The sequence below is a fragment of the Agrobacterium sp. CG674 genome, assembly GCF_053521645.1.
Window position 1 is genome coordinate 1 of sequence record NZ_JBNWDZ010000001.1, and the last position, 19,632, is coordinate 19,632.

Here is a 19,632-nt window from a genome sequence, read left to right on the forward strand (position 1 = left end):
GCACCCGTTCCCATTCCGAACACGGCCGTGAAACGCCCCAGCGCCAATGGTACTCCGTCTTAAGACGCGGGAGAGTAGGTCGCTGCCAGGTCTGCAAAACGCAACGCATCATAAAAACAGTCTTCTCAACACACTCCTTCGGCCCAGCCGATACAAAGGGCCGCGCAAGCGGCCTTTATGCATTTAAGCGCACTGCTCATAAGGCACTTGTTCAGCCCTCTGAGTTCTAACAACGGTATTTTGCCAACGCAAAAACCGGACCAAGACGACATTTTGCCCTAGGCAAAAGTCGGGTAGAGACGCAAACTCAAAGAGTTTGCTCTGGCGGTTTTTGCAAACGCAAAAACCTGGTAACGCGGGGTGGAGCAGCCCGGTAGCTCGTCAGGCTCATAACCTGAAGGCCGCAGGTTCAAATCCTGCCCCCGCAACCAAAAACCATCCCAGATAATCAAAATCAGAACCAGACAAATTCCACGCAGACAGATTGGTCTCATCGGCTATTATGCGCGGACTAAAACCAATCAGCTCAGCCGCCGAAGTAAGCCCAGAGAGGTTTATTTCTTCTCAACATCAACGGGCACTTATGGGGCAGGTACGCCCACGAAGTCCCATACGCATTTACGACATAGACCGTGACTCAGCTCACAAAGAGACGGCGGACCACGCCCGCCGCATCCTATGAAACTTCCCCGGCTTACGCCGTCAGCACAACTTTGATGCATTCATCCTTCTTGTCACGGAAGGTTTCGTAGAGTGCAGGTCCGTCTTGGAGCTTTGCCCGGTGGGTAATGATGAAGCTTGGATCGATCTCGCCTTCTTCAATACGGCGCAGCAGGTCTTGCGCATAGCGGTTCACATGGGTTTGGCCGGTGCGAATGGTCAGCCCTTTGTTCATCGCGGCACCGAATGGGATTTTATCGAGCATTCCGCCATAAACGCCCGGAACTGATACGATCCCACCCGGTCTGCAGGCCATGATCGCGGTGCGCAGGACATGTGGACGGTCGGTTCCAAGGAAGGTGGCTGCCTTCACCTTGTCGATAACAGCGTCGAAGGATGCGGTAGCGTGGGATTCAGCACCGACTGCATCGATACACTTATCGGCGCCATGACCACCCGTCATATCCTTGATGAAATCGGGAATCGTTCCATCAATCTGGTCGTAGTTGATGATCTCAGCCCCTGCCGCTTGCGCCAGCGCCAGACGCTCCGGCACGTTATCGATGGCGATGACGCGTTCCGCACCCTGCATGAAGGCGCTTTTGATGCAGAACTGGCCAACCGGGCCGCAGCCCCAGATCGCAACGATGTCGGTGGGCTCGATTTCACAATTTGCCGCAGCCATCCATCCCGTGGGGAAGATGTCGCCCAGAAAAAGCGCCTGCTCGTCGGTCATGCCGTTCGGTATGATGATGGGTGAGACATCTGCATAGGGTACGCGTACGAACTCTGCCTGACCACCTGGGATGCCGCCAGTCAGATGAGAGTAACCAAACAGGCCGGCAGTCTGGTAGCCGAAGGCCTTGATGCCGTTTTCCGGTTTGGGGTTGGATCGTTCACACACGGACCAGTTGCCTTTGCGGCACTGAATGCATTCGCCACAGGAAATGGTGAAGGGCACCACCACCCGGTCGCCAACTTTCAGATTCTTGTTGTCGCGGCCAACGTCCACGACTTCACCCATGAATTCATGGCCCAGAATGTCGCCTTTTTCCATGAACGGAATATATCCATCCATCAGATGCAGGTCAGAGCCGCATATGGCGCAGGCGGTCATTTTGATGATGACATCGCGCCCGTCCTGGAGTTGCGGTTCGGGAACGCTGTCGCAACGAATGTCGCCTTTGCCGTGCCAGCAGAGAGCTTTCATGGTTCTTTCCTCGTCATTGTCGGTTTCGATGCCGCGTCGCGCGCTGTCTTAGCAATAGCAGGCGTTGCGCTGGTGTTAGCGTCCGAACCGAAGTGGAGGGCAGAAGTTCCGTTGGCCCTTGAACGTTATGGCAAAGGCGGGCGCCAGCCTCAGGAAGGCTGGCGGTTCTGTTTGCGAAAGCGCGGCTTTTTGATGAGCTTTGAGAGCCTGCCCCGCTTTTGATGGCGCTGCATGAGGCCGATATCACTGACCAGCTTTGCGCCACCCTCGCGTTTTTCCAAGGTGATCTTGCGGGTGTGAAACGCTTCAAGCTCGACGCGGTGCGCAACGCTGAGAACGGTCGCGTCGGGAAGCTCTTCGATCAGCATGGCCATGATCTTGTCCTGCGTCTTGTCATCAAGCGCTGATGTCGCCTCATCCAGCACAATGATATTTGGCTTGTGGAGCAGAAGCCGGGCGAAGGCGAGGCGCTGCTTTTCACCGCCCGACAAGGTGTGGTCCCATGGAGCCTCTTCCTCCATCTTTTCACCCAGTTCGCCAAGACCAACCTTGTCCAGTGCAATCTGGATTTCCTCCTCGCCCCAGCTATCGGCGGGGCGGGGATAGGAGACGGCACGGCGAAGAGTGCCGGTCGGAATGTAAGGCTTTTGCGGCAGCATGAAGAGCTGATGCTCGGGATGAAAATCAACACGCCCACCGCCCCAAGGCCAGAGGCCGGCAATGGCCCGCACCAGCGTGCTCTTGCCAGAGCCGGATTCACCGGCCACCAGAACCCGCTCGCCCGGCTGGATCTGCACTTCGGTCTCCTTCACCACCGCCGTGCCATCTCCCAGCGAAACCGAGAGGTCGCTGAGGCTGAGCATCGTATTGTCAGTGGTTTCGCCGCGCTGGATGCGCCCGACCGTATCGCTCTTTTCCGCCTGCTCGAGACCATCGAGAGACATCATCAGCGATGCGACACGGCGTGCGCAGGCGTTCCAGTCTGCCAGACGTGGATAGTTGTCGACCAGCCAGCCAAACGCGCCCTGCACAATGGTGAAGGCGGATGCGGCCTGCATGACTTGGCCGAGCGACATGCTTCCATCCAGAAACTTCGGCGCACAGAGCAGTACCGGCACCACAGGCGCAATTAGCATGGAACTGTGGGACACGAGGGAGGTGCGCATATACTGGTTGGACAACAGCCGCCACTGCGTCCTGACGTTGAAAAACCGGCGGTCGAGGTCATCGCGTTCCTCTTCCTCACCGCCTAGCAGGGCAATGCTCTCACCATTTTCACGCACCCGCGTCAGCGTATAGCGAAACTCCGCCTCAACCTGGTTTTTGGTTTCGGAAACCTTGACGAAATTGCGCCCGATAAACGCAATCGCACTCGAGGTGATGATGGCATAGACTACAGCGGCGATGACGAGGAATCCGGGTATCGTGACGCTCGAGCCAGCTATCTGCAACGTCAGCGCGCCGCCGATGGTCCACAAGACGACGATGAATGTCGAAGCCGAAACAAAGGCGGAAATGACACCTGCGGTGAAATCAACAGGTGCCTCGGTGGCAATGCGCATATCTTCGGAAATGCGCGCTTCCGGGTTCTGGTGGTCGCCATCAATCAGGTTCAGCTGGTAGTAACGGCCACTGGCAAGCCAGCGCCCGGTCAGCCCCTTCGTCAGCCAGGAGCGCCAGCGCCTTTGCATGCGCATGCGCACATAGACCTGCGAACTCACCAACGCCACGCTGCCCAGAACGAGAAATGGAAAGATCGAGCCGAGCGAATAGACGCCGTCTGCGTTGCGCTGCTCAATCGCGTCGAAAAGCCCACGGTTCCAGACATTGATACCATATTGAAAACCGACATTGATGCCGATCATGACCAGAAGCCCGATGGACAACGGCCATGCCAGGCGGTCACCTTGCCGGCCCCAGAAGCCACGCGCACTGATCCAGAAGCGTTTGAGAAGGAAGGCCTTGCGGGCCTCTTCCACTTCTTCGGGCGTCATATCGTGATGGGTAATGGAGGCGTCCGAAGACACTGAGGGATCAGAAACCATTCTCACTCCTGGTCAAATGTGAGGGCGACGTGGGGAGCAAAAAATGTTCCCGCTATCAACGGCGCGGCCCCGATCTGGTTCCAGCTTTATAATGGTTTTCAGATGTAAGAATGAGGCGCAGACGCGTAACGTCTGGGCCTGACAATCATGCTTTACTGATTGCGCGCTTCCAGGCGGCGCTTGTCGCGCTCCACATAGTCGAAGCCGAACTGCGTCAGGCGAAACTGGCGCTTTTGAAATTCACCGCGAATGGAAATGTAGCCTTGCTCTTCGGCTTCGCCCAATGTCTTGAGGCTGGTGCCTTTGGGCGGCGTTTGCCATTCCATGCCTTTGGCGCTGTGTAGCAGAACCATTATCTTTATAATCTGAGTCTCTCCATCGTCAAAAAATGCTCGCCGACGCTATCGGGCGCATAGATACACAAACTCCGGCGGGCAGCCTGTGCGCACCGGAGCTTGTTGTCGCAAGTGAATGCGTTACTTCTTTTTGGTCGAGCTTTCGCTGGCCTTGACCTGAGAGCCGAGCGTTGGCGCGGCTGCTGGAGCAACCTTGTCCTTCTTCGGCTTTCTGACTTCTTTGTTGCTGCGGACCTGACCCTTAGCCATGGAATGTCTCCTTGTTTGTCTTGCAGATTAGCGATGATGTGGATGGTAAAGGCAAGACATTTTTGATCGCAAACGCACTCCGGCGCCATTCTCGGGTGACTATGCCTGTTTGTGCGGGTGCAGCACGCCAAGCTCGCGCCATTGCCGCCCGTCGCGCTCGATAAGCTCTTGCGCACATTTCGGCCCCATGCTGCCCGGCTCATATGCTTCGGGATGCCCTTGCTTGGCCCAGAGATCGAGGAAGGGTTGAACCACGGCCCAGCCGGCTTCGATGCCATCGGCCCGCTGAAACAGTGTCTGGTCGCCGACAAACAATTCGTAGAGCAGCGATTCGTAGCCGGTCGTTTTGCCGATATCGAACCGGTCCGCATAGCGAAAGTCGAGCGACACCGGCACGGTATCGACGGTCTGGCCCGGTGATTTGATCGACATTTCCAGGCTGAGACCCTCATCCGGCTGAACCTGAATGACGAGCCGGTTCGGCGGTAGTTTCGGTCTGGAATCCGACTGTCGAAACTGGGTGAAGGGGACATTCTTGAAGGTCACGACAATTTCTGTGTCGCGGGCTGTCATCGCCTTGCCGGTGCGCAGGTAAAAGGGAACGCCCGCCCAGCGCCACGTATCGGCATAGATTTTCAGCGCGACGAAGGTTTCCGTGCTGGAGCCCGGTGCGACATCCCTAGTGTCCTGATAGGCCGGAATGGAAACGCCGTTCAACGTGCCTGCGGTGTAGACACCGCGTGCGGAATGGCTTGGCGCTTCCTCCTCCGTATAGACCCGCAAGGCCGCTAGCAGCTTGCTTTTCTCATTGCGGATGGCCTCCGCATCGAAACTGTTCGGTGGCTCCATCGCGACCATGGCCAGAAGCTGGAAAAGATGGTTCGGGATCATGTCGCGAAGAGCGCCAGTGGCATCATAGAACTTGCCGCGCGTGCCCACATCCACGGTTTCGGCGGCGGTAATCTGCACATGGTCGATGTAATTGCTGTTCCACAGCGCCTCGATCATCATATTGGCAAATCGCGCCGTCATCAGGTTCTGGACGGTCTCCTTGCCGAGGAAGTGGTCGAGGCGATAGACCTGTTTTTCGGCGACGATGCCCAGAATTTTCGCATTGAGCGCGCGGGCCGAGGCAAGGTCTGTCCCGAAAGGCTTCTCGATGGCGATACGCCTGAAAGCGTCGTCCTTCTCGGTCACCATCCCATGTTGACCTAGCTTCTCGACGATTGTGCCGAAGAACTGCGGCGGAACGGCCAGATAAAAGGCGGCATTTCCCGTTTCAGACTGGGCAAGCCTGCGGGCGATTTCGACAAAGACCTCGTCTTTGGTAAAGTCGCCGCTGATATAGGAAATGCGTTTCTTCAGTCGCAGCCATGCCTGATCGGCGGAAACGGGCTCGTCACCCCCAAGTCCCGCGAGAAAACCATCCAGCTTTTCAACCAGCACCGCATCGTCGCCGGGCTCTATGCCCACGCCGATAATGTGAAGGTCATCCGCCACCAGTCCGCTGCGGGTGAGGTTGATGAGCGCAGGCACCAGAAGGCGGCGCGTCAGATCGCCAGTGGCACCGAAGATGACAAGTGTAACCGGAGGGGCAGGTGCAGCGTCCAAAGCAATGTCTCCAACTGTCTGAATTGGCCCTGAACTTAGAACATCCTTCGGACCGGATTATGTCTGGTTCCAGCTCCTGATGACCGGTTCACTCAGATCGTGCTCGTACCCAAGAATACTGATGCTGGTCGTATCGAGAACGAAAAACAGACCCGCTTCGGGGCCTAAGCCAAGCCATCTGGCCGCCAGCACGCGCAAGAAGTGGGAGCTGGAAAAAATCAGCACATCGCCGGCGACAGCTCTGATCTTTTCGATGACTGCATCGGCTCTCAGCGCCACATCCGCGCCCGTTTCTCCGTTAGGGCATCCATCACGAAAGAGGTTCCAGCCGGGTTGTTGCTTGTGAATATCCGGCGTGGTCATGCCTTCATATTGTCCGTAATCCCATTCGGCCAGATTGTCGTCGATCTCTGCGCGGGAGCCATAGCCCGCGAGTTCGCAGGTCTTGCGGGCGCGCTGGGATGGGCTGGTCAAAACCGCATCGAAGGCAAGGGGCGGCAGGCGTTCCACCAGCCACGACGCTGCGGCCTCGCCTTTCTCCGTCAGGGGAATGTCGCTGCGCCCGGTATGCCGACCGGATTTCGACCATTCCGTCTCGCCATGCCTGACGAGGAAAATCTGCGGAAATTTCTTGTTCATCGATTTGGCCTCATAGGATACCCAATTCCTGCCGCAGCTTCCTGGTCAGTCCTGCCGCAACAAGTTGGTAGGACCGCTGGATATAATGTTCCAGCTCTTCCTGCCCGAGCGGAGAGTGGTCGGAAATGGAAATCCATTTGCGCTTGGCAAAATAGGGTGCCTGGGCGATGCCCTCGAGCGAGGTCAGGATCTCAAAGCTCTCTTCGGTGCATTTGAGAACGAGACGCCAGTTTTCGCGCTGCCCCAGAACAGCAAAGACCTTGTCTCCAACCTTTGCGACACGGGAATCCCACTGATCGACAAAGCCGACGCCGGGCCAAGCCGCAAGGATCGCGTCGAAGGAGCTGCGCTCGAAAAAGCTCATTCCGCTTTGTCCGAGATCATGGTCGCAATCATCGACGCAAGCCGTTTTGCCACCTCTGCCTTGTCGAGATCGGGCCATGGCTCGATGCCATCTTGGGAAATGATCTTCACGCTGTTGCGGTCCCCGCCCATGATGCCGGTGGAGGCCGAGACGTCATTGGCAACGATGATATCAGCACCCTTGCGCGCAAGCTTGGCGCGGCCATTGGTTTCCACATCCTGCGTTTCCGCCGCAAAGCCGACGACGATTGCAGGCCTTTGCGCATGGTGGCCAAGGGTTTTGAGAATATCCGGGTTTTCGGTGAGCTGCAGGGCAGGCGGCTCATCGCCGGGCTGTTTCTTGATCTTCTGGTCTCCAGCTGTTGCCACACGCCAGTCGGCAACGGCGGCAACCATCACCGCGATGTCACAAGGCAGCGCCGAAAGCACCGCATCCAGCATCTCCTGCGCCCGCTCCACATGGACCGTCACGACACCTGCGGGATCGGGAAGCGTGACCGGGCCAGAGATCAGCGTGACCTCTGCCCCAAGCTCCGCCAGTGCGGCTGCAATGGCATGTCCCTGCTTGCCGGAAGAACGGTTGGCGATGTAGCGCACCGGATCGATCGGCTCATGCGTCGGGCCTGATGTGACGATGGCCTTCTTTCCCGAAAGCGGCTTCGGCCCATCATACAGCGCCTTCTCGACAGCCTCGACAATCTGCAAGGGTTCCGCCATGCGGCCAAGGCCCACCTCGTTCTTTTCCGCCATTTCTCCAGCCATGGGGCCGATGAAGGCAATGCCATCAGCCTCAAGCGTCGCGATATTGCGCTGCGTTGCCTTGGCGGCCCACATTTTGGGGTTCATGGCGGGGGCTACCAGCACCTTGCGGTCGGTGGCCAGCAGAATGGTGGAGGCCAGATCATCGGCCAGACCATGGACCATTTTCGCCATCAAATCGGCAGTGGCAGGGGCCACGACAATCAGATCGCAATCCCGCGCCAGCCGGATATGGCCAACATCCTGCTCATCCTGACGTGAGAACAGCTCGGTAAAGACGTGGGTGGCCGAGAGCGCGCCAACGGCAAGCGGCGTCACGAATTGCTGCGCACCTGATGTCATCACAGGTGTCACCCGCGCACCGCGCTCTTTCAGACGGCGGATGAGATCAAGGCTCTTATAGGCCGCGATGCCACCTGAGATGATGAGAAGAATATGCTTGCCCGAAAGTGTCATGATGCCGACCAGTATCCTGTTTGGGACGGAGCCTAAGCCCTTGGCTTTCAAAGTGCAATCGCAGCGGACGCGGTTGCACGTTCACGCGGCGCTGTGCGCCCGTGGCATTCTGTTCAACCCGGAGAGGCCACGCAAATGCGGTAGGTGTCTAGGCCAAGGTATTGCAGGTAGTGCCGCATCTGCGTGGGCCTGCCGCTGTTGCTGGAGACCGGATCGTGAATGATCCGGTCTCCAAGCTTTTGAGGTGCATCCGGCAAGCCGTCCTGCCCTGCCACCGAAAGCCGTGAATGGTCTTTCGGGTCGAGGTGGTCCAGCCAGCCGGTCATGTCATCGCATTCTGATGCCTGCCCGCACGTCTGCGTCCATCCACCAGCCTCCCGCCCGCGTCCATGTCTCGCGAAAACATGGCGCGTCGGAAGTGGGGAGATTGTAGGCATGGGTCCGCTCGTCATTGAGAAAGCGTTTGGACGTTTTTTTGTTATTTTTGCATTTTTTGAACAAGCATCTGATTTTGCTCAGATGTTTTGCATTTCCGGCTCTTAGCCGATGCGCGTTGCCACCACGGGTGCGGCGATAAAGGGCTGATCCGAACAGCCGAGCGCATCGAGCACCCGAGCTCTTGCGCGTTCTGCATCTTCGCTTGAGGCTGCGTGTACGGTGGCAATCGGCTGGCCTTTTTCGACCTTGGTGCCGAGCGGCAGAATATGGGACAGGCCCACCCGGTGATCGATGGCGTCACCGGGATGGCGGCGGCCACCGCCGAGTTCGACTACGACCATACCAAGATCGCGTGTCTTCCACGAAGACAACGATCCGGCGTCCGGTGCGTGAACAGGCAGAATATGGGGCGCGGGATTGAGATAAGCGTGAGGCCGGTCAACGAAATCAGCGGGACCGCCAAGTGCTGCGATCATCTGCCCGAATCGCTCCATGGCATGACCGCTGTTTAACGCCTGCCGCGCCTGCCGCTCGCCTTCAGCAAGGCTGGAGGCGAGGCCCGATTGCACCAGCATTTCTGCCGCGAAGGCAAAGACTGTCGTATCGATGCGGGTCCCGGCTTTCTCGCCGCGCAGAAAATCGAGGCAATGGATGATTTCAAGCGCGTTACCGGCGGTATCGGCCAGAGGCTCGTTCATATCGGTGATGAGGGCGGATGTCTTCACGCCTGCGCCATTGGCGACCTCGACCAGAGACCGCGCCAATCGCTCGGCTTCATCAACGCTTTGCATGAAGGCGCCATTGCCGAATTTGACGTCCAGAACCAGCGTTTCCAGGCCAGCGGCGAGTTTCTTCGACAGGATAGAGGCGGTAATCAGCGGGATGGAATCCACCGTCGCGGTCACGTCGCGGATAGCATAGAGCCGCTTGTCGGCGGGGGCGAGATCGCCCGTCTGGCCGATAATGGCGCAGCCGACATCCCGGACTGTGCGGCGGAAGAGAGCCTCGTCAGGCATGATATCATAGCCTGCTATGGATTCGAGCTTATCCAGCGTGCCGCCGGTGTGGCCAAGGCCCTTGCCCGAAATCATCGGCACCGCAAGCCCACAGGCAGCAACGATGGGGGCCAGCATCAGCGAGACATTATCGCCGACGCCGCCGGTGGAATGCTTGTCGGCAATGGGTTTGCCGATATCGGCAAAGGACAAAACATCGCCGCTATCGCGCATGGCAAGCGTCAGTGCCACGGTTTCATCCCGGCTCATGCCGCGAAAGAACACGGCCATGGCGAAGGCTGCGGCCTGTCCTTCCGAGATCGTGGCCTTGGAAAGCCCAGCGATGAAAGCGGAAATCTCATCCGCCGTCAGCACTTCACCGTCCCGTTTGCGGCGGATGATTTCCTGCGGAATCATGGGCGGCTCAATATCCGCTGGATGCCTTGGAGGGTTCACCACCGGCCATCACGTTCAAAATATCGTCCAGAACGCCGGATGCGCCGAAACGGAAAGTGGATGGCATGGCCCAGTTGGGCCGCATGATGGTTTCTGCCAAGCGCAGATAAAGCGTCGCATCTTCCACGGTGCCGATGCCGCCAGCGGGCTTGAAGCCGACATTCTTCCTGCTGTCGCGGATGGCCTGCAACATGATATCCGCAGCCTCAAGCGTGGCATTGATGGACACCTTGCCAGTGGATGTCTTGATGAAATCAGCACCCTCGACAATGGCGATCTCGGATGCGCGGCGGATCAGTACCTTGTCCTTCAATTCACCGGTTTCAAGGATAACCTTGAGCAGTGCAGGGGATGGGCATGCGTTGCGAACGGCTGAGACCATCTCGCTGACGGCATTTTCATCGCCTGCTATGAATTTTTTGTAGGGAATGACCAGATCGATTTCATCTGCGCCATCGGCAATCGCACGCTCGGTCTCGGCAACAACTGTTGCGACATCGAGGTCACCGGACGGGAAGTTGACGACGGTTGCGATGCGCACCGATGTGTCTTTTCCAAAGGCGGCACGGGCCTGTGCCACAAAGCGCGGCCAGATGCAGATGGCGGCTGTGGTGCCATAGGGCGTATGGGCCTTCTGGCACAGCGCAGCGATCTGCTCCGGCGTGCAATCTTCCTTCAGATTGGTGAGGTCCAGCAAGGACAGGGCGAGAGCGGCGGCTTCGCGCGGGCGCTGAAGTTCCATGCTCAATTTCCTCCTGAAATCATTTCCGTTAAAATCGCGGCCAATCGCTTGCCGCCAATGGGTGCCATGTCTTTGGTTTCTTCATGGCTCAGTTCGGCACCGGTCATGCCGGCACCGTAATTGGTAATAACGGAAGCGGCGGCGATGCGCATCCCGAAAAAGCGCGCAAGGATAACTTCCGGCACGGTGGACATGCCGACGGCATCCGCACCCAGCGTGCGGGCCATGCGGATTTCCGCTGGTGTTTCAAAGCTTGGGCCCGAAAACCACATATAGACGCCTGAGAACAGCGGAACGCCCGCGCGGATGGCAGAATTGCGCATCGCAATCGATAGATCTGCATCGTATGCGTTGGTCATGCCCACGAAGCGGCGGTCGCTGTCTTCGCCAATCAGCGGGTTCATGCCGGAATAGTTGATGTGATCGGTGATCTGCATGACCGAGCCGGGTGGCATATCCTGCCGCACGGAACCTGCCGCATTGGTAAGAATGAGCGACTGCACGCCAATGCCGCAGAGAGCCTCGATGGCCGGGCGCATGGCGCTGGCATCACCCTGCTCATAATAATGGACGCGACCCGCCAGCATGATGACAGGCTGGCCACCCAGATATCCCGCCACCAGTTCGCCCGCGTGGCCGGAAACCGCACTTTCGGGAAAGCCGGGAATTTCGGCATAGGGAATGTGGATGGCGTCCGTCACCTCATCCACCAGCGAGCCGAGGCCGGAGCCAAGCACGATGGCGGTGCGTGGCATCAAGCCGTTCAGCCGGTCAACGAGAACATCGATGATCGCGTGGTCCATCAGGCAAGCTCTGTCTTGAAGCTGAAGGGCAAAAGCTCGTCCATGGTCATGACCTTCTGCACGCCAGCCTCGTCACAGAGATAGATTTTGGTGTCAGCAGACGCAAATTCCGCGATTTTCTGGCGGCAACCGCCGCAGGGCGGGCAAAGCGCCAGCTTTTCGGCAATCACGGCGATTTCAGTGATCTTCCGGGCCCCGCCCATGACCATGGCGCTTATGGCGGAAGGTTCCGCGCACCAGCCCTGCGGGAAGGACAGGTTCTCGATATTCGCGCCCTTGTAGATCTTGCCGTCTTCGGCGCGGATGGCCGCACCGACGGGGAACTTCGAATAGGGTGCGTGGGCAAAGGCCATGGCCTCGCGGGCTGCCTCGAACAATTCGTGCGACATGGTTTAACGCTCCTTCGAATAGGCAACGCCGCCAGCCTTTGGCGGCTTGGCAACGCCGATGAAACCGGCCAGCAGAATGCAGGTGAGAATGTAAGGCATCGCCTGGAAAATCTGCACCGGTACTTCACCGATGCCGGGAATGGCCTTGCCCTGCATGAAGTTTGCGACCGCATCCAGAAAACCGAACAGCAGGCAGGCGAACATGACCGGAACTGGCTTCCACTTGGCAAAGACTAGGGCAGCAAGCGCGATGTAACCCTTGCCTGCAGACATGTTGGCAATGAAGGCGGCTGACTGTGCCACGGCAAGATACGTCCCTGCAAAGCCGCAGAGAAAACCTGCGACCATGACGGCGCGAAAGCGCATCCAGGTGACGGAAATGCCTGCGGTATCGACCGCACCGGGATTTTCACCCACGGCGCGCAGGCGCAGACCGAAACGGGTGCGGTAAAGAACCCACCAGGAAAGCGGCACCGCGATGAAGGCGATATAGGTCAGGATGTTGTTACCGGAGATGACATTTGCGTAGAGCGGGCCAATGAAGGGAATTTCCCGCATGGCATCCACGCCCGGCAGAATGATCGGCGTGAAACGGCCTTCGCCCGGGATCTGCGGCGTGCGGCCGCCCTGGCCGAACCAGGCCTGCCCGAGAACGACCGTCAGACCGGCCGCGACGAAATTGAGCGCCACACCTGAGACGATCTGGTTGCCCCGGTTGGTGATGACGGCAAAGCCGTGCACCAGTGAGAAGAAGATCGACACACCGATACCGGCGGCAAGACCTGCCCACGGGTCGGCGGTCAGATAGGCGACGCAGGCGGATGCAAAGGCCGCCGCCAGCATCTTGCCTTCAAGGCCAATGTCGAACACGCCTGCGCGTTCGGAAAACAGACCGGCAAGGGCTGTGAACAACAGCGGAATGGTCAGGCGAACGGTCGAACCGAGAATGCTGACCAGCATATCGAAGGTGTCCATGGGCCTTACCTCTTCACGAATTGTTGGTAGATGCGCACCAGCGCGGGGCGGTACATATATTCGAGCGCGCCTGCAAAGAGGATAACGAGACCCTGAATGACGACGATCATCTCGCGGGTGATATTGGGCATCTCAAACGAAAGATCCGCGCCACCCTGATAGAGAATCCCGAACAAAAGGGCTGCAAAGACGATTCCGACCGGGTGGCTTCGCCCCATGAGGGACACGGCAATGCCGACGAAACCGGCACCGCCGACAAACTCCACCTGCAACCGTGCCGATGCGCCCATGACCGGGTTCAGCGCCATCATGCCCGCCAAGCCACCTGAGATGAGCATGGCGATGATGACGGTGCGGGAATAGGGAATGCCCGCATAGGAGGCGGCAGACGGGCTGATGCCGAGCGTGCGCATTTCATAACCCAGCTTGGTGCGCCAGATGAGCACCCAGACGAGGAATGCGGCGACCAGCGCGATGATGAAGGACACGTTGAACGGTGCCGGACCGAGCTTCAACCCGAACATCGCCATCAACCAGTCCAGCTTCGGCAATTGGCCACCGGGCAGGAATGTACGGGTTTCAGGCGCCATCTTGCCGGGAACGATGAAGACGTTGACCAGCAGGTACACCATCAGCGCGGCTGCGATGAAGTTGAACATGATGGTGGTGATGACCACGTGGCTGCCGCGCTTGGCCTGAAGCCAGCCGGGAATGAACGCCCACGCCGCACCAAACAGCGCAGCACCGATAATGGCAAAGGGCATGGTGACATACCACGGCACGTAACGATCCAGCGCCAGCGCCACCAGAGCAGCGCCGAGACCGCCAATATAGGCCTGTCCTTCCGAGCCGATGTTGAAGAGGCCAGCGTGGAAGGCAACGGCGACCGAAAGGCCGGTAAAGATGAAGCTGGTGGTGTAAAACAGCGTGAAACCAATGGCATCACCCCGGCCGAGCGCACCTTCGACCAGAAGTCGCAGGGCGGCGAACGGGTCTTCACCGATGCCCCAGACCACCAGGCCGGAGATGAACAAAGCGGTGGCGAGGTTGAGCAACGGCAGAAGGCCGTAGGACATCCAGTTGGGAAGAGGGACGGAAGCTGTACTCATGAGCTTTAAAGCCTTTGCCTTATGCGGCGATGCCGGCCATCATCAGGCCAAGCGTCTGTTCTTCGGCTTCCGCCGTTTTTTCTCCGACGATCCGACCTGCGAACATGACCAGAATACGGTCTGACAGGGAACGGATTTCATCAAGCTCGACCGATACGAGCAAAATGGCCTTGCCCGCATCCCGCATCTCGATGATGCGGCGGTGAATGAACTCGATGGCCCCGATATCCACACCGCGTGTCGGCTGGCCGATGATCAGCATCTTCGGGTCGCGCTCGATTTCGCGCGCAACGACGATCTTCTGCTGGTTGCCACCGGAAAAGTTGGCGGTCTTCAAATTCGCATTGGGTGGACGGATGTCGTATTTTTCGATCTTCTCGATGGCGTCCTTGCGGATGGCTTCCGGGTTGAGGAACATGCCCTTGCCGTAGCGGTCATCGCGGTGATAGCCGAGAATGGAGTTCTCATATTCCTCGAATTTCAGAACCAGCCCCATATGGTGGCGGTCTTCGGGAATATGTGCGAGGCCCAGCTTGCGCAGGATGGCGGGATCGACCTTGTCCACCGTCTTGCCGCCCATCAGGATCTCGCCGGAATGGGGCTTGCGAATGCCCGCAATGGCTTCCAGCAATTCCGACTGGCCATTGCCGGCCACACCGGCAATGCCGACGATTTCACCGGCGCGCACATCGAAGGAGACATTGTCGACCATGGTCACGCCACGGCTGTCTTTGACGGTGAGATTGCGGACGGAAAACAGAACTTCGCCCGGATTGGCTTCACCTTTTTCCACCCGCAGAAGCACGCGGCGACCGACCATGAGTTCGGCCAGTTCCTCAACCGTCGTTTCAGAGGTCTTGCGTGTCGCCACCATCTCGCCGCGGCGCATGACCGAAACGTCATCGGTAATGGCCATGATTTCGCGCAGCTTGTGGGTGATGAGGATGACGGTCTTGCCCTGATCGCGCAACACGCCGAGGATCTTGAACAAGTGATCAGCTTCGGCTGGCGTCAACACGCCTGTCGGCTCATCAAGAATGAGAATTTCTGCGCCGCGATACATAGCCTTCAATATTTCGACGCGCTGCTGCAGGCCAACCGGCAAATCCTCGATGATCGCATCGGGATCGACTTCCAGCCCATAGTCGTTTTCCAGCCGCTTCAGCTCCTTGCGGGTGGCAGCCGTGCCCTTGGCCAGCAATGCGCCGCCTTCGGCTCCCAGCATGATGTTTTCCAGAACCGAGAAGTTCTCGACCAGCATGAAATGCTGATGCACCATGCCGATGCCGGCATCGATAGCCGCCTGGCTGTCTTTGATGTTGACGGCTTTGCCATCAATGCGGATTTCACCGGAATCGGCGGAATAGAAGCCGTAAAGGATCGACATCAATGTCGATTTCCCAGCTCCGTTTTCCCCGATGATGCCATGGATCGTACCCTTGGCAACGGTGAGATTGATATTCTTGTTGGCGTGCACGGTGCCGAATTTTTTATCGATACCGACAAGCTCGATTGCAGGTTCCATCGTCAACCCAACGTCTCCGGAGGCTGGATATGAAAAGGGCGCAACGCGAGATCCGCGATGCGCCCCTTGTCATAAAATCACATCACTTTGGGCAAGAATTGTCGGACATGTAGTCGTGAACCTTGACGGTACCGGCAACGATGTCAGCCTTCGCCTTATCGACGGCAGCCATCATTTCCGGCGTGATCAGCGCCTTGTTGTTGTCGTCAAGCGCGTAGGCAACGCCATCTTCCTTGACGCCGAGCGAGGTCACGCCAGCGGTGAACTTGTCGTCCTTGGTGTCCTTGAAGGCGTTGTAAACGGCCAGATCGACGCGCTTGACCATGGAGGTCAGAACAGAGCCGGGGTGCAGGTGGTTCTGGTTTGAGTCCACGCCGATGGAGTATTTCTTGTTATCGGCAGCTGTCTGAAGCACGCCAAGGCCTGTTGCACCGGCTGCCGCGTAAACAACGTCAGCACCCTGATCGAGCTGGTTCTTCGTCAGCTCACCACCGCGCACCGGGTCGTTCCAGGCCGCTCCGGTCGTGCCGGTCATGTTCTGGAACACTTCGATCTTGGCGTTGGCAGCCTTGGCACCCTGGGCGTAGCCGCAGGCGAATTTGCGGATCAACGGAATGTCCATGCCGCCGATGAAGCCGACCTTGCCGGTCTTGGATGCCATGCCGGCCAGAAGACCAACGAGGTAAGAACCTTCTTCTTCCTTGTAGACGACGGAGCGCACATTTGGCAGCTCAACGACGGAGTCAACAATGACGAACTTGGTATCAGGGAACTCGGCTGCAACCTTTTCCATGGCCGATGTCCACGCGAAGGATACGGCGACAACCGGGTTGAACCCGCGGCTGGCGAAGTTGCGAATGGCCTGCTCACCCTGCGTGTCGCTGGTTGGCTCGAAATCGCGGAATTCGGTGCCGGTTTCAGCCTTGAACTTCTCGGCGCCCGCGGCAGCGGCTTCGTTGAACGACTTGTCGAATTTACCGCCCGTGCCATAGACCAGCGCAGGCTTGATGTCCGCAGCCAAAGCGGAAGCCGACATCGCAGCCAGCGCGAAAAGCGTCAGAAGGGATTTTTTCATTGTGCAGCCCTGTTGTTACAGTTTGGTTTTTTAAAGGGTCCTCCCGCAAACCCGGTTACGGGCATGTCTGCGGAACTGCCAGCCTTTTCTAGACTGTGCGCGAGGATACTTGCATGCCTGCAAGAAAAATTCATCCGGTTTTTTTGACCCGATGGAAAAACCGTTAACTGCTGTTCTTTTGAGCCTGTGCAACAGGCATCTGCAAAAAAGAAAAGCGCGCCTCAGGCCGGTGAGAGCCTGAGAACGCGCTTTTGAAGATATGTTAGACAGGTCTATCAGCCGATGTTGCAGCTGACGCCTGTTCCGCGAAGGCCGCAATAGCCGCCGGGATTCTTGGCCAGATATTGCTGATGATAATCTTCGGCATAATAGAAGATATCCAGCGGCTCGATTTCGCTCGTGATCACTTGGGAATGGCCCGCTGCCTTCAAGGCTTGCTGGAACGTGTCGCGCGCCGCCCTGGCCTGCGCCAGTTGCGCGTCGCTGGTTGTATAGATCACGGAGCGGTAGGTCGTGCCGATATCATTGCCCTGGCGCATGCCCTGGGTGGGGTCGTGCTCCTCAAAGAATGTCTTCAAAAGCGCAGCCAACGATACTTTTGCAGGATCGTAGACCACTTTTACGACTTCCGCGTGGCCGGTGAGCCCCGTGGTCGTTTCCTCATAATGCGGATTGCGGGTGATGCCACCGGAATAACCCGCAGCCGTGACCCACACGCCCGGCGTCTGCCAGAACAGGCGTTCCGCACCCCAGAAGCAGCCCATGCCGAGATAGACCGTTTCCAGATGGTCGGGGTAGGGGCCCTTTAACGGGTTGCCATTGACGAAGTGGTGCTCATTGACCTTTACCTCCGCATCGCGACCGGGATAGGCGGTCTCAGGCGTCGGCATCACGGTCTTCTTGGAACTGCTATTCAATCCGAACATTGCATTCTCCTTGCGGCCGTAGGGGCCGCGCTCTGGTTTCTGCATTCATGGTCGTGACGATGACCGCATTTAAGCGGAAAAGCGGCCCAATGCCCGGCGCTTGCTATATCCCGCCATCCAGAACAGGAGGGAAAGGGCAAGAAAAACCGCAAAGGCCGGAACAATCGAGAGGCCGTTTTCCAGCCACCGCCACGCTTCGGGATGAATATAGTGATCGAAACCGGCCTGTACCATGGCAAGTGAGGAAGGAAAATACTGGAACCAGGCATCGCGGGTGCTCAACAGATCGACGGAAGAGGTCGAAACCGAGCGGATCGAATCATAGACGCCAATGCTCACCGCTGCCGCAAGACACAGAAGACTGATGAGCCGAAAAATCGATTTCACGAAAAAAACCTCTGCCGATGGCTTTGCGCGGCTGCGCGGATCAAATCTGTTCCATACAAGCCTGTTCCCCCACTGGATAAAGGTGCCAAACCCCCTTTGCAATCACGCCAATCGCATCTAATTGCCCGGCAAATAAAAAAACTCACGAATTTGGGTTGATCCGCGCGAATTCATCGGTATATATCGCGCCGTTCCAGTGATTTGCAGTTTTCCAAACATGCAGACGTTTATTAGGACAGGTGGCCGAGTGGTTTAAGGCGCACGCCTGGAACGCGTGTGTGCGTGAAAGCGTACCGTGGGTTCGAATCCCACCCTGTCCGCCACCCTCTCGGGTATATAGCTGATTTTCCTGTAAAGTTTTTGACGAGCCAAAACTGGCCCGCCAGTCTCTGCTTAGAACGCGACAATCGCCGCACCCATTCTCTCGTTCGGCGGAACGTCGGTGCTTTGAGCCGATCTGCTACGTTTGAGGCTTAAAAGCTGCCATCTGTCGAACCGCCTTCCGTCGTAACGAGGATTGCCGCAGGTGGTGACGCGTGACGCGAGGCAGGCGCACGCCATCTTCGCAATACCGGTCTGTGGAGCTGTTTACAAGAATGCACGGCTGTGCAAATGTTACGCATCGTATTTTTGGATGACGCTGATGCTCAACGACAAGGCGGATTTCTGCAGACAAATCATCATTCGCGCGGGCGAACTGGTGATGCATGGTTTTGGGCAGGCCCGATCTGTGCAGATGAAGGGCCGCCAAGACTATCTGACTGAGTTCGACGGGCGCTGCGAAGAGTTCCTGCGCCAAGCGATTGCCGAAGCCTATCCGGACGATGGTTTCTTTGGCGAGGAGGGTGGCGGCGGCGACGCGGCCACACTCTGGGTCGTCGATCCGATCGATGGCACGGCCAATTTTGCCCGCAACATCCCGCATTTCTGTATCGCAATCGCCTATGTCGAAAAAGGGCGGACCGAATTCGGCGCGATCTACAATCCGGTGCTGCGTGAACTTCACTTCGCCCGGCGCGGCCTTGGCGCAACACTCAATGGGCGGCCGATTCATGTATCCAGCGTTGCTGCAGCAGAGGCTGCAACGGTGGAGCTTGGGTGGTCTTCGCGCATTGAAAAGCAGGACTATCTTGGTGTGATGGATGGTTTGCTTGAGTTCGGCTTCAACGTTCGCCGAGCAGGCTCCGGCGCACTGGGGCTGGCTTACGTCGCGGACGGACGCAATGAAGCCTATGTCGAGCGCCACATGAATTCCTGGGATTGCATGGCTGGATTGCTGATGGTCGAAGAGGCAGGCGGGAGGGTCTGCTTATTTGAAGGTCGCGAAAAGATCCTGCACGGTGGTCCTGTGCTGGCATGTGTTCCGGACCTTGCCGAACCAATCAGCGATATTATGCGGATACCACTTGCCACGTCTCGGGAGGAGGCGCGTTAAGGCACCTTCTGTCATGTCAGGAAAGGTGT

The 19,632-nt window shown here is 57.9% G+C and carries 20 protein-coding genes, 2 tRNA genes and 1 rRNA gene; 4 read left to right on the forward strand and 19 right to left on the reverse strand.

The window, feature by feature from the left end; genetic code table 11:
- Positions 1–91 (forward strand): 5S ribosomal RNA (gene rrf, locus ACQZ51_RS00005); the annotation flags it as partial.
- 263 nt (positions 92–354) lie between these two features.
- A tRNA-Met gene (locus ACQZ51_RS00010) sits at positions 355–431 on the forward strand.
- A gap of 263 nt (positions 432–694) precedes the next feature.
- Here the strand turns inward: ACQZ51_RS00010 and ACQZ51_RS00015 are convergent.
- The 19 genes from ACQZ51_RS00015 to ACQZ51_RS00105 all read right to left on the reverse strand — a co-directional run bounded on the left by ACQZ51_RS00015 (position 695) and on the right by ACQZ51_RS00105 (position 18,168).
- The gene (locus tag ACQZ51_RS00015) at positions 695–1,870 is read right to left on the reverse strand and encodes a zinc-dependent alcohol dehydrogenase (RefSeq protein WP_448774318.1); all 1,176 of its coding nucleotides are present in this window, start codon (positions 1,868–1,870) and stop codon (positions 695–697) included.
- A gap of 149 nt (positions 1,871–2,019) precedes the next feature.
- Positions 2,020–3,915: an ABC transporter ATP-binding protein/permease gene (locus ACQZ51_RS00020; protein WP_448774320.1), complete on the reverse strand. Its 1,896-nt coding sequence runs from the start codon at positions 3,913–3,915 to the stop codon at positions 2,020–2,022.
- A 152-nt stretch (positions 3,916–4,067) separates the two neighbouring features.
- The gene (locus tag ACQZ51_RS00025; protein ID WP_042616125.1) at positions 4,068–4,268 is read right to left on the reverse strand and encodes a hypothetical protein; all 201 of its coding nucleotides are present in this window, start codon (positions 4,266–4,268) and stop codon (positions 4,068–4,070) included.
- Positions 4,269–4,391: 123 nt separating this feature from the next.
- Positions 4,392–4,520: a hypothetical protein gene (locus ACQZ51_RS00030; RefSeq protein WP_269082218.1), complete on the reverse strand. Its 129-nt coding sequence runs from the start codon at positions 4,518–4,520 to the stop codon at positions 4,392–4,394.
- Positions 4,521–4,619: 99 nt separating this feature from the next.
- A complete protein-coding gene (zwf, locus tag ACQZ51_RS00035; RefSeq protein WP_448774322.1) occupies positions 4,620–6,131 on the reverse strand; it encodes a glucose-6-phosphate dehydrogenase in 1,512 nt (503 codons plus the stop codon).
- 57 nt (positions 6,132–6,188) lie between these two features.
- Positions 6,189–6,770 (reverse strand): histidine phosphatase family protein, encoded by a 582-nt coding sequence (locus tag ACQZ51_RS00040; RefSeq protein WP_448774324.1) that lies wholly within the window; start codon positions 6,768–6,770, stop codon positions 6,189–6,191.
- A 10-nt stretch (positions 6,771–6,780) separates the two neighbouring features.
- Positions 6,781–7,134 carry an MmcQ/YjbR family DNA-binding protein gene (locus ACQZ51_RS00045; protein ID WP_448774326.1) on the reverse strand — a complete coding sequence of 118 codons (354 nt, stop codon included), beginning with the start codon at positions 7,132–7,134 and terminating at the stop codon, positions 6,781–6,783.
- A complete protein-coding gene (coaBC, locus tag ACQZ51_RS00050) occupies positions 7,131–8,348 on the reverse strand; it encodes a bifunctional phosphopantothenoylcysteine decarboxylase/phosphopantothenate--cysteine ligase CoaBC (RefSeq protein ID WP_448774328.1) in 1,218 nt (405 codons plus the stop codon). The genes ACQZ51_RS00045 and coaBC overlap by 4 nt, the downstream gene beginning before the upstream one ends.
- A 113-nt stretch (positions 8,349–8,461) precedes the next feature.
- The gene (locus tag ACQZ51_RS00055; protein ID WP_448774329.1) at positions 8,462–8,785 is read right to left on the reverse strand and encodes a hypothetical protein; all 324 of its coding nucleotides are present in this window, start codon (positions 8,783–8,785) and stop codon (positions 8,462–8,464) included.
- 102 nt (positions 8,786–8,887) lie between these two features.
- Entirely contained in the window at positions 8,888–10,198 is a 1,311-nt protein-coding gene (gene deoA / locus ACQZ51_RS00060) for a thymidine phosphorylase (RefSeq protein WP_448774331.1), read from the reverse strand.
- Positions 10,199–10,205: 7 nt separating this feature from the next.
- Positions 10,206–10,979 (reverse strand): deoxyribose-phosphate aldolase, encoded by a 774-nt coding sequence (gene deoC, locus ACQZ51_RS00065; RefSeq protein ID WP_448774333.1) that lies wholly within the window; start codon positions 10,977–10,979, stop codon positions 10,206–10,208.
- Positions 10,980–10,981: 2 nt separating this feature from the next.
- Positions 10,982–11,782 (reverse strand): purine-nucleoside phosphorylase, encoded by an 801-nt coding sequence (locus ACQZ51_RS00070; protein ID WP_448774334.1) that lies wholly within the window; start codon positions 11,780–11,782, stop codon positions 10,982–10,984.
- The gene (locus ACQZ51_RS00075; protein WP_448774336.1) at positions 11,782–12,171 is read right to left on the reverse strand and encodes a cytidine deaminase; all 390 of its coding nucleotides are present in this window, start codon (positions 12,169–12,171) and stop codon (positions 11,782–11,784) included. The genes ACQZ51_RS00070 and ACQZ51_RS00075 overlap by 1 nt, the downstream gene beginning before the upstream one ends.
- A gap of 3 nt (positions 12,172–12,174) precedes the next feature.
- The gene (locus ACQZ51_RS00080; RefSeq protein ID WP_448774338.1) at positions 12,175–13,146 is read right to left on the reverse strand and encodes an ABC transporter permease; all 972 of its coding nucleotides are present in this window, start codon (positions 13,144–13,146) and stop codon (positions 12,175–12,177) included.
- A gap of 5 nt (positions 13,147–13,151) precedes the next feature.
- Positions 13,152–14,255, reverse strand: a complete 1,104-nt coding sequence (locus tag ACQZ51_RS00085) for an ABC transporter permease (protein ID WP_448774339.1) — start codon at positions 14,253–14,255, stop codon at positions 13,152–13,154.
- Positions 14,256–14,274: 19 nt separating this feature from the next.
- Positions 14,275–15,780: an ABC transporter ATP-binding protein gene (locus ACQZ51_RS00090; RefSeq protein ID WP_448775685.1), complete on the reverse strand. Its 1,506-nt coding sequence runs from the start codon at positions 15,778–15,780 to the stop codon at positions 14,275–14,277.
- A gap of 82 nt (positions 15,781–15,862) precedes the next feature.
- Positions 15,863–16,855, reverse strand: coding sequence for a BMP family lipoprotein (locus tag ACQZ51_RS00095; RefSeq protein ID WP_448774341.1), 993 nt, complete (start codon positions 16,853–16,855; stop codon positions 15,863–15,865).
- 275 nt (positions 16,856–17,130) lie between these two features.
- A complete protein-coding gene (gene msrA / locus ACQZ51_RS00100) occupies positions 17,131–17,781 on the reverse strand; it encodes a peptide-methionine (S)-S-oxide reductase MsrA (protein ID WP_448774342.1) in 651 nt (216 codons plus the stop codon).
- 69 nt (positions 17,782–17,850) lie between these two features.
- Entirely contained in the window at positions 17,851–18,168 is a 318-nt protein-coding gene (locus ACQZ51_RS00105; RefSeq protein ID WP_448774344.1) for a hypothetical protein, read from the reverse strand.
- 233 nt (positions 18,169–18,401) lie between these two features.
- Between ACQZ51_RS00105 and ACQZ51_RS00110 the strand changes: the two genes are divergently transcribed.
- Both ACQZ51_RS00110 and ACQZ51_RS00115 read left to right on the forward strand, forming a co-directional pair.
- Positions 18,402–18,491 (forward strand) — tRNA-Ser (locus tag ACQZ51_RS00110).
- Between the two features lie 320 nt (positions 18,492–18,811).
- Entirely contained in the window at positions 18,812–19,603 is a 792-nt protein-coding gene (locus ACQZ51_RS00115) for an inositol monophosphatase family protein (protein WP_448774345.1), read from the forward strand.
- Positions 19,604–19,632: the final 29 nt, after the last annotated feature.